At 69.8% G+C, this 14,632-nt stretch carries 14 protein-coding genes; 12 read left to right on the top strand and 2 right to left on the bottom strand.

Annotated features, from left to right (window positions below):
• Positions 1 to 9 precede the first annotated feature (9 nt).
• The 4 genes from RU09_RS02965 (at position 10) to RU09_RS02980 (ending at position 3,484) form a co-directional block, all read left to right on the top strand.
• Positions 10 to 1,206, top strand: a complete 1,197-nt coding sequence (locus RU09_RS02965) for a substrate-binding domain-containing protein (protein ID WP_376708820.1) — start codon at positions 10 to 12, stop codon at positions 1,204 to 1,206.
• Between the two features lie 82 nt (positions 1,207 to 1,288).
• Positions 1,289 to 2,140: a sugar phosphate isomerase/epimerase family protein gene (locus tag RU09_RS02970; protein ID WP_042537326.1), complete on the top strand. Its 852-nt coding sequence runs from the start codon at positions 1,289 to 1,291 to the stop codon at positions 2,138 to 2,140.
• A gap of 28 nt (positions 2,141 to 2,168) precedes the next feature.
• The gene (locus tag RU09_RS02975; protein WP_042537328.1) at positions 2,169 to 3,194 is read left to right on the top strand and encodes a sugar phosphate isomerase/epimerase family protein; all 1,026 of its coding nucleotides are present in this window, start codon (positions 2,169 to 2,171) and stop codon (positions 3,192 to 3,194) included.
• Complete coding sequence (locus tag RU09_RS02980) at positions 3,191 to 3,484, top strand: Dabb family protein (RefSeq protein ID WP_042537330.1); 294 nt, start codon at positions 3,191 to 3,193, stop codon at positions 3,482 to 3,484. Before RU09_RS02975 ends, RU09_RS02980 begins: the two co-directional genes overlap by 4 nt.
• A gap of 39 nt (positions 3,485 to 3,523) precedes the next feature.
• Here RU09_RS02980 and RU09_RS02985 read toward each other — a convergent pair whose 3' ends face one another.
• Positions 3,524 to 4,531 carry an NYN domain-containing protein gene (locus tag RU09_RS02985; protein WP_042537331.1) on the bottom strand — a complete coding sequence of 336 codons (1,008 nt, stop codon included), beginning with the start codon at positions 4,529 to 4,531 and terminating at the stop codon, positions 3,524 to 3,526.
• Positions 4,524 to 5,519, bottom strand: a complete 996-nt coding sequence (locus tag RU09_RS02990) for a Gfo/Idh/MocA family protein (RefSeq protein ID WP_042537333.1) — start codon at positions 5,517 to 5,519, stop codon at positions 4,524 to 4,526. Before RU09_RS02990 ends, RU09_RS02985 begins: the two co-directional genes overlap by 8 nt.
• 126 nt (positions 5,520 to 5,645) lie before the next feature.
• On the opposite strand from RU09_RS02990, the gene RU09_RS02995 reads away from it, so the two are divergent.
• The 8 genes from RU09_RS02995 to RU09_RS03030 all read left to right on the top strand — a co-directional run bounded on the left by RU09_RS02995 (position 5,646) and on the right by RU09_RS03030 (position 14,539).
• Positions 5,646 to 7,058, top strand: coding sequence for an NtaA/DmoA family FMN-dependent monooxygenase (locus tag RU09_RS02995; protein ID WP_042537335.1), 1,413 nt, complete (start codon positions 5,646 to 5,648; stop codon positions 7,056 to 7,058).
• A gap of 165 nt (positions 7,059 to 7,223) precedes the next feature.
• The gene (locus tag RU09_RS03000; protein ID WP_042537337.1) at positions 7,224 to 8,858 is read left to right on the top strand and encodes a TIGR04028 family ABC transporter substrate-binding protein; all 1,635 of its coding nucleotides are present in this window, start codon (positions 7,224 to 7,226) and stop codon (positions 8,856 to 8,858) included.
• A 22-nt stretch (positions 8,859 to 8,880) separates the two neighbouring features.
• On the top strand, positions 8,881 to 9,828 hold the full coding sequence (locus RU09_RS03005; RefSeq protein ID WP_042537339.1) for an ABC transporter permease: 948 nt from the start codon (positions 8,881 to 8,883) through the stop codon (positions 9,826 to 9,828).
• Positions 9,825 to 10,718 carry an ABC transporter permease gene (locus tag RU09_RS03010; protein ID WP_042537341.1) on the top strand — a complete coding sequence of 298 codons (894 nt, stop codon included), beginning with the start codon at positions 9,825 to 9,827 and terminating at the stop codon, positions 10,716 to 10,718. Before RU09_RS03005 ends, RU09_RS03010 begins: the two co-directional genes overlap by 4 nt.
• Positions 10,715 to 12,343, top strand: coding sequence for a dipeptide ABC transporter ATP-binding protein (locus RU09_RS03015; RefSeq protein ID WP_042537343.1), 1,629 nt, complete (start codon positions 10,715 to 10,717; stop codon positions 12,341 to 12,343). The genes RU09_RS03010 and RU09_RS03015 overlap by 4 nt, the downstream gene beginning before the upstream one ends.
• On the top strand, positions 12,340 to 13,359 hold the full coding sequence (locus tag RU09_RS03020) for a putative FMN-dependent luciferase-like monooxygenase (protein ID WP_042537345.1): 1,020 nt from the start codon (positions 12,340 to 12,342) through the stop codon (positions 13,357 to 13,359). Before RU09_RS03015 ends, RU09_RS03020 begins: the two co-directional genes overlap by 4 nt.
• Complete coding sequence (locus RU09_RS03025; protein WP_042537347.1) at positions 13,356 to 13,946, top strand: CMD domain protein; 591 nt, start codon at positions 13,356 to 13,358, stop codon at positions 13,944 to 13,946. Before RU09_RS03020 ends, RU09_RS03025 begins: the two co-directional genes overlap by 4 nt.
• Positions 13,943 to 14,539: an alkylhydroperoxidase domain protein gene (locus tag RU09_RS03030; RefSeq protein ID WP_042537350.1), complete on the top strand. Its 597-nt coding sequence runs from the start codon at positions 13,943 to 13,945 to the stop codon at positions 14,537 to 14,539. Before RU09_RS03025 ends, RU09_RS03030 begins: the two co-directional genes overlap by 4 nt.
• Positions 14,540 to 14,632: the final 93 nt, after the last annotated feature.

Genomic DNA, 14,632 nt, shown 5'->3' on the forward strand with positions numbered 1-14,632 from the left:
CGACGATCAATGAAGATCGCCACCGCAGGGGTGGCTCTCTTCGGCCTCATCGCGCTCGCCGGGTGTACGACAGACCCGTCCGTGGCGCCGGCGGAGTCGGAGAACCCGGAGGAGTCGGCGGAGACCACCGAGTGGTTCGACCAGGAGCTCTTCGACAAGCAGATGGAGGAGCGGGGCGTCGAGCCCCAGGGCCCGGCGGACGAGCCGTACCTCCAGCACATCAACGCCGAGATGGTCGACACCTCGGAGTTCGCGAGCGAAGGGGCCAAGAAGGCCTGCTTCGCGAACGCCTCGATCTCGAACCCGTGGCGGCAGACGGGCTGGATCACGATGAACGAGCAGCTGAAGTCTCTGCAGGAGGCCGGCGCGATCAGCGAGATGGAGACCCGCGACGCGCAGGACTCCGATGACACGCAGATCGCCGACATCGACTACTTCATCTCGGAGGGCGACTGCGACGTCTTCCTCATCTCGCCCAACAGCACCGCGGCGATGACCCCGGCCGTCGAGCGGGCATGCGAGACCGGCAAGCCGGTGATCGTGTTCGACCGCGGCGTCGACACCGACTGCCCCGTCACGTTCATCCACCCGATCGGCGGATTCGCGTGGGGCATCGACACCGCCGAGTTCCTCATCGACAACCTCGAAGAGGGCGACAAGGTCGTGGCGCTCCGCATCCTCCCCGGCGTCGACGTGCTCGAGCACCGGTGGGCCGCGGCGGAGAAGCTCTTCGACGAGGCGGGTATCGAGGCGGTGGACTACTTCACAGGCGCGGACCCGGCAGAGATCAAGAGCATCATCAGCGACGAGCTCGCCAAGGGCGATGTCCAGGGCGTCTGGATGGATGCCGGTGACGGCGCTGTCGCCGCGATCGAGGCCTTCGAGGACGCCGGCGCCGATTACCCGGTGATGACCGGAGAAGACGAGATGAGCTTCCTCCGCAAGTGGAAGGACACGGGTCTCACCGGTCTCGCACCGGTCTACTCGAACTTCCAATGGCGCACGCCCCTGCTCGCCGCGCAGATGATCTTCGCGGGTGAAGAGGTGCCGAAGGAGTGGGTGCTGCCGCAGAAGCCGATCACCGAGGGAGAGCTCGACGACTACCTCGCCGCCAACGAGGGCATGCCTGACGGGCACTACGCGAAGTTCGGCGGGGAGAACCTCCCCGGCTACCCGACGGTGTGGCAGGAACGTCAGATCCCGTAACCCTCTGTGATGCTCCCGCCCTTCCCTCCGCGTCCCGCGGATGGGAGGGTGGGAGCACTCGCGTCATCCCCGAAGGAGCAGGATGCCTCGCACGATCGCCGTCAACACGTGGGTGTGGACGTCTCCGCTCACCGACGCGACGCTCGTACCGCTCGCGCGCAGGGCCGCCGCCATGGGGTATCAGGCGCTCGAACTGCCGCTCGAGAGCATCGGGGACTGGGATCCGGCGCGATCCCGCGACGTGCTCGACGAGCTCGGCCTCGGCGCCATCGTCATCGGAGCCATGGGGCCGGGGCGCTCGCTGCTCGCGCAGGCGGGCGACGTCGGCGCGACCCAGGACTACCTGCGAGCGTGCATCGCCGCAGCGGCGATGCTCGGCTCCGCCGTGGTCGCCGGCCCCTTCTACGCACCCACGGGCGCGACCTGGCGGATGTCGGCGGATGAACGCGCTCAGATGGTGCGGGAGCTGCGCGAGAACCTCGAACCGCTGGCATCGGATGCCGCCGATGCCGGGGTCACCCTCGCCATCGAGCCGCTCAACCGCTATGAGACCAGCGTGCTCAACACCGTCGAGCAGAGCCTCGACGCGCTCGCGCCGTTGCTCGGTGCGGGCGTGGGGCTCGCTCTCGACACCTATCACCTGAACATCGAGGAGAAGAAGCCGACGCAGGCCATCCGTGCGGCGGGGTCGGCGATCGCCCACGTGCAGGTGTGCGGCAGCGATCGGGGAGCGGTCGGCGACGATCACACCGATTGGCCGGAGATCCTGCGAGCCCTCGACGACGCGGGGTATCGGGGCCCGCTCGGGCTCGAGAGCTTCACGGGTGAGAACGCGACGATCGCGGTCGCCGCGTCCGTGTGGCGACCACTCGCGGAGAGTCAGGACGAACTCGCCGCACGCAGCATCCAGGCGCTGAGAGTGCTCGGCGCCTGAAACCGTCACGCGATACGAAGGAGTGTCCATGACCACGCACCCGGTCACCCTGTTCACCGGCCAATGGGCAGATCTGCCCTTCGAGGAGGTCGCGCGCCTCGCGGCGAAGTGGGGGTACGACGGCCTCGAGGTCGCCGCCTCGGGCGATCACCTCGACCTGCGGCGGGCCGATGAGGATGACGCGTACGTCGCCTCGCGCCTCGAGATCCTCGACCGACACGGACTGCAGATCTTCGCGATCTCGAATCATCTCGCGGGGCAGGCGGTGTGCGATGCGCCCATCGACTTCCGCCACCGGGCGATCCTGCGCGACTACGTGTGGGGAGACGGGGAGGCGGAGGGCGTGCGCGGCCGCGCGGCGGAGGACATGAGACGCGCGGCTCGAGTGGCGCGCAAGCTCGGCGTCGACACCGTCGTGGGGTTCACCGGCTCGTCGATCTGGCCGTATCTGGCGATGTTCCCGCCGGTGCCGGCATCCGTCATCGAGGCCGGTTTCGACGACTTCGCCGCCCGCTGGAACCCGATCCTCGACGTGTTCGACGGCGAGGGCGTGCGCTTCGCGCACGAGGTGCATCCGGGCGAGATCGCCTATGACTACTGGTCGTCGGTGCGGGCGTTGGATGCGATCGACCACCGCGAGGCGTTCGGGTTCAACTGGGACCCGTCGCACATGATGTGGCAGAACATCGACCCGGTCGGGTTCATCGTCGACTTCGCCGACCGGATCTATCACGTCGACTGCAAGGACACCCGGATGCGGCCGCACAACGGGCGTGCGGGAGTGCTCGGCTCGCACCTGCCATGGGGGGATCCCCGGCGCGGGTGGGACTTCGTCTCGACGGGTCACGGCGACGTGCCATGGGAGGACTCGTTCCGCGCGCTGGGCGCGATCGGCTATGAGGGTCCCATCTCGATCGAGTGGGAGGATGCCGGAATGGACCGCCTGCACGGGGCTCCGCAGGCGCTCGCCTACGTGCGGTCGCTGCTGTGGCCCGTGCCCACCGCGTCCTTCGACGCCGCCTTCAGCAACCAGACGACCGGAGACACCGCATGACCATCCAGCACACCGTCGTCTTCCGCCTCGTGCACGAGGCGGGCAGCCCCGAGGAGCGCGAGTTCCTCGCCACCGCCAGAGCCGTGCTCACGTCGATCCCCGGGGTCGAGGACTTCGCGATCCGTCGCCAGGTGAGCCCGAAGAGCGACCTGGAGCACCAGTTCTCGATGGTGTTCCACGACCGAGCGGCGTACCGCGCCTACGACGCGCACCCTGCGCACACCGCGTTCGTGTCGGAGCGCTGGGTGCCCGAGGTCGCCGCCTTCCAGGAATACGACTTCGAGGAGTGATCGTCCGGTGGCGTGACAGGCCGGTCGAGTCGTGCGGGGTCAGGCCGAGTCGCGCAGCTTCACGAGACGCTCGTGCCCGGTCTCCTCGAGCTCTGCGATGCTCTCGCGCGACTTGAGGAAGTCCGAGAACGACCGGTAGCCGAGGGCCTTCTCGCTGAAGGAGGGGTCCATGCGGCGCATGTGCGTCTTCACGGCCGAGCTGTGCAGCCATTCGTCGGCGTCGGCCTTGTCATGCCCGAGACGCAGCGCGCGATGCAGCAGCTCTGTCGCCTCGCCCTGCTCCGTACCCTCGGCGTGTTCGTCGACCTTGGCCGGAGTCGCGCTCGCAGCCGTGGTGGCGGCTGCCTGGGCCTTGGCCTTGGCGGTCTTGGCAGGCTGCCTCGTCCTCGTCTTCGCGGCAGGCTCTGCGGCCGGTTCGACGGCGGGTTCGACTGTGGCTTCCGGCACCGCGACGACGGTGGCCGGAGCGGTCTTGCTCGGGCGCACCACTCCGGGCAGCGAGTCGTATGCCTCGAACTCATCGCACGCCGCGGCGAGCGACTTGGCCGTGGACCCCGCGACGCCGACGCCGATGACGTAGCGGCCGAGGCGCTTGCAGCGCTGCGCGAGGGGGACGTAGTCGCTGTCGCCGGCGACGATCACGACGTGCGTGAGGTCGGGCAGACGGAACATGTCTTCGACCGCGTCGACGGCGAGGCGGATGTCAGCGCCGTTCTTCGCATAGGCGGCGGCCGGGAAGAGCTGCACGAGATCGACGGCGCGGGCCACGAGCTGCGAGCGGTACACGGCGTTCACCGGCGACGACCAGTCGGCGTAGGCACGCGTGAGCACGAGTGTGCCGAAGGACGCCGCGTAGTCGATGATCGCCCCGACCTCGATCATGGCGCGGGAGAGCCGCTCGGTGACCTCGGGATCGGTCGGGTTCTCGGTGATGCGCTGACGGTCTTTGCCGTAGGCGTTGCGTCCGTGCACGCGGTCGTACCAGGAGATGACGATGTTGTCGAAGTCGAGATAGACGGCGACACGGGCGTCGTTGGCTTCAGCCATGGTTGACTCCTTCGCGCGGGTAGCGCACCCCGATCTGGGCGCGGATGTCGTCGAGCGTTCCCATGATCGCGACACTCTCTGCGATCGGCAGGATGTCTCCCTCGAGCACGCCGTCGGCGACGAGGCGCTCGGCCGCATGCGCCTGATACTGCATGCCGCGGCCGGCCACCTCGGACACGTACTCCTCGACGACTGTGCCGTCGGGGAGCACGACGCGGAAGGTCGTCGGGGTGTACCAGACGCGATCGATGTCGATGCGGGCCTTCGTGCCGACGATGCTCGCGGCGTTCGGGCCGGCGGCTCGCGACGAGGAGAGAGTGGTCGAGATCGCGCCGCCCTCGTGGGTCATGACGGTGGCGACCTCGGCATCCGCTCCGGTCTCGATGAGCCGGGCCACGGCGTGGACGGCGGTCGGGGCGCCCAGGACGTCCCACACGAACGAGATCGGGTAGATCCCGAGGTCGAGCAGTGCACCGCCGCCGAGTTCGAGAGCGTTCAGGCGGTGGGTGGGGTCGTCCGGCAGGAGCTGGGTGTGGTCGGCGGTGACGGCGCGGATCTCTCCGAGCGTTCCGTCGGCGACGATCTCGCGGATGCGCACCATGTGCGGCAGATACCGGGTCCACATGGCCTCCATCGCCAGCAGCCCGCGTTCGGCGGCGAGGCGCTGCAGGTCTTCGGCCTCGCCCCGGTTGAGGGTGAAGGCCTTCTCGACCAGCACGTGCTTGCCGGCCTCGAGCGCGAGGCGGGCGTTCTCGTGGTGCAGCGGGTGCGGCGTGGAGACGTAGATGATGTCGACGTCCGGGTCGGCGACGAGGGCCTCGTACGTGGGGTGCGCGCGGGGGATGTCGAAGCGGGCCGCGAACGCGTCGGCCGACTCCTGCGAGCGCGAGCCGACAGCGACGAGGTCGAGCCCTGCCGTGCGCAGATCGGATGCGAACGCGCCGGCGATGCCGCCGGTCGCGAGGATTCCCCAACGAAGACCAGTCATGGTCTCAGCGTAGAGGGTCGCACCGACAGCTGGATCGCCGCGAGGATGTGTCGGCGTATTGCGCTGCGTGTCTCCGAGCTTCCCCGGCGATTGGCGGCCGCCCACGGCGCTCGTACTTTCGGGGGCATGACCGAACCCCTCATCATCGGCGCCATGGTGCGCACCCTCGGCGCCTATCCGTCGGGTTGGCGTCAGCCGGGAGCGCACCGGAACCCCTCGTCGGATGCCGACATCCTCCGTCACATCGCGCGCGAGGGCGAGGACGCCGGGCTCGACTACCTGTTCTTCGGCGACTGGCTGGCCACCGGGCCCGACCTCGAGTTCCGCGACCCGTATCTGCTGGCGCGCATAGACCCGGTGAGTGCGGTGCTGTTCCTCGCCGGCGTCACGTCGCGCATCGGCCTCATCGCCACCGTGAACACGACCTACGCCGACCCCTACGCGACCGCTCGCTCGCTCGCCTCCCTCGACGTGCTGACCCGTGGACGCGCCGGCATCAACCTCGTCACCGGCGCCGAGCCTCGCGCCGCGGGCAACCACGGCCGAGACGCGCACGCCGACAACGAGACCCGATACGACCGCGCCGAGGAGTTCGTCGCGGCGCTGCGACGCCTGTGGGACTCGTGGAGTGACGACGCCTGGATCGCGGATGCCGAGCGCGGCGTGCTGATCGACCCGGACGGCCTCCGTGGCGCCGACCTGGACGGGGAGCATCTGCGGGTCTCCGGTCCGCTGAACGTGGCCAGGCCGCCGCAGGGGCAGATCCCGATCGTGCACGCGGGGACGTCTGCTCGGTCGCGCGTGCTCGCGGCCACCGAGGCAGACCTGGCACTGATCGCGGCCCCGAACCTCGCGGATGCGATCGCCACCCGGCGTGACCTGCGCGACATCGCAGCCGCCGCCGGGCGCTCGCCCGAGGCGCTCGCGGTGATCGCTCCCGTGCTTCCCGTCGTCGCCGACTCGGATGCCGAGGCGCACCGCATCGTCGAACGGCTGCTCGCCCTCGTGCCCCTCGCCGAAGGGCATCAGCCGTCGCGCGCGGCCTTCCCGACGAACCGATCGGTCGCGGCACTGGCCGACGCGCTCGGGGTGGCACCGGACGACCGGCTGCGCGCGGCCGGTTTCGACGACGAGGTATCAGCGGATGATGCGCGGCGACTGGGCGACGCCGGCGCCGCGCTGATCGACCGGCTCGCCCGCATCGCGGGACTGCACGTCGAGGGGCAGGGCAGCTCGCACGCGCTCACCTGGCGCCATCTGGTGGCGGTGCACGCCGTGCCCGCAGCCTTCGTGGTCGGCGATGCCTCCACGATCGCCTATCACTTCGAGACCTGGCGCGACGAGGGTGCGGCGGACGGCTTCAACGTGCTGTCGGCCTTCCAGCCCGCGCAGTTCGAGGCGTTCACGCGCCTTGCGGGGCCAGAGCTGCGTCGCCGTGGCCTGCTCAGGCGCGCGGACGAGGGCAGCACCGGCACCTTGCGCGACCGTCTCGGTGTCGGCCGACGAGACGCAGCCTCGTCCGCGCTCGCCACCCGGTGACCCCCTGGATCATTACGCCGGATTGCGCCCGGTGACCTGTCATGACGCCTCATGACAGGTCACGTCCGCGCGTGACGACTCCATTCGCGGCGGGGCTCGGGGAGTCCCTAGCGTGACCATCACCCGCACACCACGAACCACAGCATCCCTTCCCAGGAGGACCGCATGACCCGCCGTCTCATCCGCGCAGCAGCAGTCGCGCTTCCGCTCGTCCTCGCCGCGAGCCTCGCGGCGTGCGCCTCGTCTCCGGCTCCCTCCGGCAAGTCGGACGCCGGCGGCGACCCCATCACCGGGGGCACGCTCACGTACCTCGAGCACCAGACGTTCACGAACCTGTATCCGCCGCAGGCGGGGTTCTATCCGAATGGCGGCGTGGTCAACAACATCACCGCCCGCCTCACCTGGCAGAACCCGGACTCGCTCGAGATCGAGCCGTGGATCGCGTCGGACTGGACGGTGAACGCCGACGCCACCGAGTACACGTTCAACCTGAAGCCGGATGTGACGTTCTCGGACGGCACCCCGGTGGATGCCGCAGCCGTGGCGAAGAACTTCGACACCTACGGCCTGGGCGATCCGGAGCGCGGACTCACCGTCTCGGAGGCGATCAACAACTACGCATCGAGCGAGGTCGTCGACGACGACACCGTCACGTTCCGCTTCTCGGCCCCGGCCCCGGGGTTCCTGCAGGCGACCTCCACCATCAACTCCGGACTCCTCTCCTCCGACACGCTCGACGGCACGATCGAGGACTTCGGTGCGGGCAACGCCGAGGCCATCGTCGGCGCAGGGCCCTTCACGGTCACCGACGAGAAGCTGGGCACCGAGTTCACTCTGACCGCTCGCGAGGACTACGCGTGGGCACCCGAGAGCGCCGAAAACCAGGGGCGGCCCTACGTCGACGCCGTGCATGTCCTCGTGACGCCCGAGGACTCGGTGCGCATCGGCTCGCTGCTCGCCGGTCAGGCGGACTACGTGCGCTACGTGCAGGCCTTCGACGAGGATCGCGTCGAGAGCGCGGGCTTCACGCTCTACGCGCCGCAGACCCGCGGAGTGAACAACTCCATCGCGCTGCGCCCCGAGAACCCGCTTCTGGCCGACATCAAGGTGCGTCAGGCCCTCGTCGCCGCCGTCGACGCTCAGGAGGTCGTCGACACCCTGTTCACCGAGAACTACCCGGTCGCGACGTCGGTGCTGTCGCAGGAGGCGCTCGGCTACAAGGATGAGTCCGAGCACTACGCCTACGACCCGGAGAAGGCCGAGGAGCTGCTCGACGAGGCCGGATGGACGGAGGGATCCGACGGCATCCGCGAGAAGGACGGAGAGCGTCTGTCGATCACCGTCTACGAGGCCGCTCCGCAGCCGCTCTCGAAGCAGACGCTCGAACTCGTCGCCCAGCAGCTCGCGAAGGTCGGTGTGGAGCTCACGGTGAAGCCGGCGGATGCGGGTTCGTATGCCGAGGACACGCGTGACGCGCTGAAGACGGGGTTCTACCACTCGATGGTCGGACGCGCGGACTTCGACGTGATCAAGAGCCAGTACCACACGAAGAACCGCGACGTGCTGATCTCGAACGACGCCGAGCTCGACGCTCTGCTGGAGGCGGTCGCCTCGGAGCCGGACACCGGGAAGCGCGCCGAGGCCTCGCAGGCCGTGCAGGACTACATCGCCGAGCAGGCATACGTCATCCCGCTGTTCGAGGAGCCGCAGGTCTACGGCACCGCGACCTATGTGCACGGCGTGGACTTCGAGTCGGTCGGTCGCCCCACCTTCTCGGGCGTCTGGCTCTCCGAGCACTGAGCCCGAGCGACACGGTGCATCGATGAACTTCGTCCTCCGACGGGCCGGGCAGGCCGCGATCGTCCTGATCGCGGCCTTCACGGCCACCTTCTTCCTGCTGCAGCTGCTGCCGGGCGACGCGATCCTGATCAAGTTCTCCGACCCCAGCCTCGGGCTGTCGCCGGAGCAGCTCGACGGGATCCGCGCCACGTACGGCACCGACCTGCCGTGGTGGCAGCAGTACCTGCATGCGGGGCTCGGGTTCCTCGGCGGCGACTTCGGCTTCTCGACGCAGTTCGGCACCCCGGTGCTGACGATGCTCGCCGAGGCGCTGCCGTCGACCCTGCTGCTCGCGTCGCTCGGACTCGTGGTGGCGCTGCTGATCGCGGTGCTCGTCGCAGGACTCTCCTCGCTCGCACCGTTCGCCTGGCTGCGCGACGGCATCCGCCAGGTGCCGGGTCTGTTCGTCGCCGTGCCGGTCTTCTGGCTCGGCATCCTGCTCATCCAGGTCTTCTCGTTCGGCCTCGGCTGGGTGCCGGTCGTCGGCGCCGATCCGGTCGCGGGGCTGATCCTGCCCGTGCTCACGCTCGCCGTGCCGATCTCGGCGCCACTCGCACAGGTGCTGGTGCGAGCGATCGACCAGGTGCAGGCGCAGCCCTTCATCACCGTGGTGCGCGCCAAGGGCGCACCGCCATCGTGGGTCCTCACCCGCTCGGTGGCGCGCAACGCGGCGCTGCCGACGCTCACGATCGCCGGCGTGCTCTTCGGCGAACTGGTCGGGGGAGCGGTCGTCACCGAGACCGTGTTCGGCCGCACCGGCATCGGCAGGCTCACCGAGCAGGCGGTGTCCAACCAGGACATCCCCGTGCTGCAGGGCGTCGTGCTGCTGTCGGCGCTCGGCTTCGTTCTCATCAGCTTCGCCGTCGACCTCGTCACCCCGCTGATCGATCCCCGCCAGCGCGCCCTCTCGAAGACAGGAGTCTCGGCATGACCGTCGCAGCCATCGCCGCATCCGCCGACCCCGCCGTCGAGCCTCCGCAGCAGGATGCCACGGCATCCGTCCCGAGCAGCCGACCTCGGCGACTCGGGGCACGACAGTGGGATCTGTACCTCGCTGTCGCCGTGATCGCTCTCGCAGTGCTCTGGGCGGTGATCCCCGGGGCGTTCGCCCCGGGTGACCCGCTCACCGGCACCCCTGCAGACAAGCTGCTGCCGCCGAGCGCGGCGCACTGGTTCGGCACCGACACCCTGGGGCGCGACCTGTTCGGGCGCGTCGTGCACGGCGCCGTGCACTCGCTCTCCGGCGCCCTCATCGCCGTCACGCTCGGCCTCGCGCTGGGCACCATCCTCGGCGCGATCGCCGGAGCCGTCGGCGGCGTCGTCGACGACATCCTGATGCGCGTGGTCGACGTGCTGCTGGCGATCCCCGGCCTGCTGCTGTCGCTCTCGGTGATCATCCTGCTCGGATTCGGCACGGTGAACGCGGCCATCGCCGTCGGTCTCGGCAGCGTCGCGGCGTTCGCCCGTCTGATGCGGTCGGAGGTCGCGCGGGTGCGTCGCAGCGAGTACGTCGAGGCGGCGTACGGCAGCGGTGGCACGTTCTTCACGGTGCTCCGCCGGCATGTGCTGCCGAACTCGCTCACCCCGATCGTGGCGCTCGCCGCATTGCAGTTCGGCACCGCGATCCTGGCGATCTCGACACTCGGCTTCCTCGGCTACGGGGCTCCGCCGCCCACCCCCGAATGGGGTCTGCTCATCGCCGAGGGTCGCAACTACACCGCCACCGCCTGGTGGCTGACCGCGCTGCCCGGTCTTGTCGTGGTCGCGGTCGTGCTCAGTGCCAACCGCATCTCGCACCGCATCGGAAGGAGATCACGATGACCGTTCTCGCCGTCGACGACCTCAGGGTCTCGTACGCCACCAGGGAGGGTCGGCGCGAGGTCGTGCACGGCGTCTCGTTCGAGATCGCCGAGGGGGAGGCGCTCGCGCTGGTGGGCGAGTCGGGGTCGGGCAAGTCCACCACCGCGCATGCCCTGCTCTGCCTGCTGCCGGCCGGCGGCAGGGTCGAGGGTGGTGCGGTGCGCCTCGGCGATCTCGACATCTCGGGCTGGTCGGATCGCGCGCTGCGCGGCATCCGCGGTCCTGAGATCGGTCTCGTCCCGCAGGACCCGGTGACCTCGCTCGATCCCGTGCGCACGATCGGCGCACAGGTCGAGGAGGTGCTGCGGCTGCACGGCCACCGCGACCGTCGGTCGCGCCGGGCGCGGGCGATCGAGCTGCTCGAGCGGGTCGGCATCGACGACCCTGACCTGCGCGTGCGCCAGTACCCGCACGAGCTCTCCGGGGGCATGCGCCAGCGCGTGCTCATCGCATCCGCGATCGCCCTGCGCCCCCGCCTGCTGATCGCCGACGAGCCGACCAGCGCACTGGATGCCACCGTGCAGCGCAAGGTGCTCGATCTGCTCGACGAGCTGCGCCGCGAGGAGGGCACGAGCATCCTGCTCGTCACCCACGATCTCGGAGTCGCCGCCGACCGCGCGCAGCGACTGGTGGTGCTCAAGGACGGGCGCATCGTCGAGCAGGGCGCGAGCGCGCAGGTGCTCGCAGCACCCTCCGACGGGTACACGAAGCAGCTGCTCGCCGACGCTCCGGCATTCACCACCGGTTTCCGTCGGCCGGAGGCACCGCCATTCCTGAGGGATGCTGCGGCGGTGGCCGCGGAGAACCCGTTCGCGATCACCGCGACCGGACTCGTGAAGGAGTTCGCGGTCGCCGGGCGTGAGCGCTTCCGCGCGGTCGACGACGTGTCGTTCCGGGTGCGCAGGGGAACGACGCACGCCCTGGTCGGGGAGTCGGGTTCGGGCAAGACCACGACCGCGCGACTGGTCACGCGGTTCCATCAGCCGGATGCCGGTGCGATCGAGATCGACGGAGAGGATGTGACCGGGCTGTCGGGGCAGCGCCTGCGCGCCCTGCGTCGCCGCATCCAGCTCGTCTATCAGAACCCGTTCGCGTCGTTGGACCCGCGGCAGCAGATCGTCGACATCGTCGCCGAGCCGCTGCAGAACTTCGGCGTCGGCTCGCGCGCCGAACGCAGGGAGCGCTCGCTGGCGCTGCTCGACAGGGTGTCGCTGCCGAGCGACGTCGCCCGACGCACGCCGGGCGAGCTCTCGGGCGGTCAGCGGCAGCGGGTGGCGATCGCGAGGGCGCTCGCCATCGACCCCGAGATCGTCGTGCTCGACGAGGCGGTCTCGGCCCTCGACGTGACGGTGCAGGCGCGCATCCTCGAACTGCTCACCTCGCTGCAGTCGGAACTCGGCCTGACCTACCTGTTCATCTCGCACGATCTCGCCGTCGTGCGCCGGATCAGCCACACGGTCTCGGTCATGCGCCGCGGGCGCATCGTCGAGGAGGGCAACACCGAGGACCTCTTCCACGACCCTCAGCACGAGTACACCAGGGAACTGCTCGCAGCCGTCCCCGGACGAACGGAGCAGCCCGCATGACCGGACCCACGATCGCCTTCTTCACACGTCTGCTCGATGACGCGTCTCCTGCCGAGCGATACGCGCTCGCCACCGAGCAGATCCAGCACGCCGAGCGTCACGGCGTCGGACGTGCCTGGGTGGCGCAGCATCACTTCCGTGCGGCGGAGGGCGGGCTCCCTTCACCGCTCGTGTTCCTGGCGAACGTCGCCGCGCAGACGTCGCGCATCCGCCTGGGCACCGGCGTCGTCACGCTTCCGCTCGAAGATGCGGTGCGCGTCGCCGAGGATGCCGTCGTCGCCGATCTGCTCTCGGGCGGCCGCATCGATCTGGGGCTGGGAAGCGGAGGGACGCCGGCGTCGTTCATCCCGTTCGGCGAGGACGTGCGCGACAAGGCGCCGACCTACGACCGCAAGCTCCGACTTCTCCTCGACGCGCTCTCGGGGCGAGACATCGGCGCGGACAACACTCTCTATCCGGATGCCGGCAGCCTCGCCGACCGCATCTGGCAGGCCACGTTCTCGTCGCCAGGCGGTCACCGCGCCGGCACCCACGGACACGGCCTGCTGCTGTCGCGTACCCAGCCGCGGTCGACGGACGCGCTGAACGCCCCGCTCTCGGCGCTGCAGGATCCGATCATCGACGCGTATCTCGAAGCTCTGCCCGACGGCACCGCTCCGCGCATCACCGCCTCGCGCACTGTGTTCGTGGCAGACGACCGCGCCGAGGCCCTGCGCTTCGCGGAGGTCGGCCTGCGCCGTGCCGCCGACGGCTTCCGTCGTCAGGGGCAGACGATCCCCGGCGACGACCTCGACGAGCTGATCCTCGCGCTCGACACCCACCTCGGCACCCCCGAGCAGGTCGCCGAGTCGCTCGCCTCCGACTCGACCCTCGCGAGAGCCACCGAGGTGGCATTCCAGGTCCACTCGGTCGACGCGCCGCACGAGCACGTGCTGCGCTCGATCGAGCTGTTCGCAGAGCAGGTGGCCCCTGCTCTCGACTACACCCGCACCGACACCATCAAGGAGAAGGCATGACCACTGACATCGTCGATCAGATCGCGGGGGTGACGCCCGAGCTCGATGCGCTGCGGCGCCGTCGCCCCGTCACCAGGGAGCAGCTGCAGGCGAGCTTCGATGCGCTCTTCGCGCCGGTTTCGACGACGGAGGTGTCGCAGGCCGAGCGCGAGCTGATCGCCGCGTTCGCCACGCGCCTCGCCGGAGACGACGACGCCACAGGGAGGTTCTACGCAGACCGGGCGCTGACGGCGGACCCGCAGCGCGCGGCGGTCGTGATCGCCGAGACAACGGATGCCGCGGTCGCCGGGCCGTTCGGCTCCTACACCGAGGCGGGGCTGCAGGCCGAGAACACCGACGGTGAGCGCTACGCCCCGTCGGCCGAGGTCGCAGAAGTGCTGGGCGACCGTCTCGCCGCGGCCCTCGCGCACACGCACCTGCTCGTGTTCCGTCCGCGGGAGTCGTCGGCGGACGACATCCAGCGGCTGGTGGATGCGGGGTGGTCGGCCGACGGCATCGTGACGCTGTCGCAGCTGGTGTCGTTCCTCGCGTTCCAGCAGCGCGTGGTCACAGGACTGACCGCACTTCAGAAGGGAATCGCCGCATGACCGCTCTGCTGCATGACATCGCACCGCACCCCGAGGCGTTCACACGGGCCGAGGTCGGCTGGACTCCTCACCTCCCGCCACTCGCCGAGGAGGAGCTGACCGAGCGCCACTACGACGGACTCGTCGACGCCTCGCGCGCGAAGAACGACTACTTCCGTCTGCTCGCGCGCGACCCCGAGGTGCTCAAGGCGCGCACGCTCGTCGACAAGGACATCTTCTACAACGCCGCTGAAGGGCTGCCTCGCGCCGAGCGCGAGCTCTCGGCGACGGCCGCATCCCGACGCAACGGCTGCGTGTTCTGCGCCTCGGTGCACTCGCGCTTCGCGGCGCACCACAGCAAGCGCGTCGACGACGTCGATCGCCTGCTCGACGAGGGCGTGGATGCCGACCTCGGCGAGCGGTGGAACGCCGTGGTGGCGGCGTCCGTCGCGCTGACCGACACCCCGAATGCGTTCGGCGCCGACGAGATCGCCCGTCTGCGCGCGGCGGGCCTCGACGATCTCGAGATCGCCGACGTCATCCACGGGGCAGCGTTCTTCAACTGGGCGAACCGACTGATGCTCTCGCTCGGCCGCCCGGTCGCTGCCGCCTGAACCAGGCGAGGACTCAGAACCAGCCCGCCGAAGCCACGCGCCGACTGATCACCGCGAACTCGATCTCGCTGGCCACAGCATCCACTGCGGCCG

It is taken from the genome of Microbacterium sp. MEJ108Y (assembly GCF_000834175.1).
GTDB classification, from domain to species: Bacteria; Actinomycetota; Actinomycetes; order Actinomycetales; family Microbacteriaceae; genus Microbacterium; species Microbacterium forte.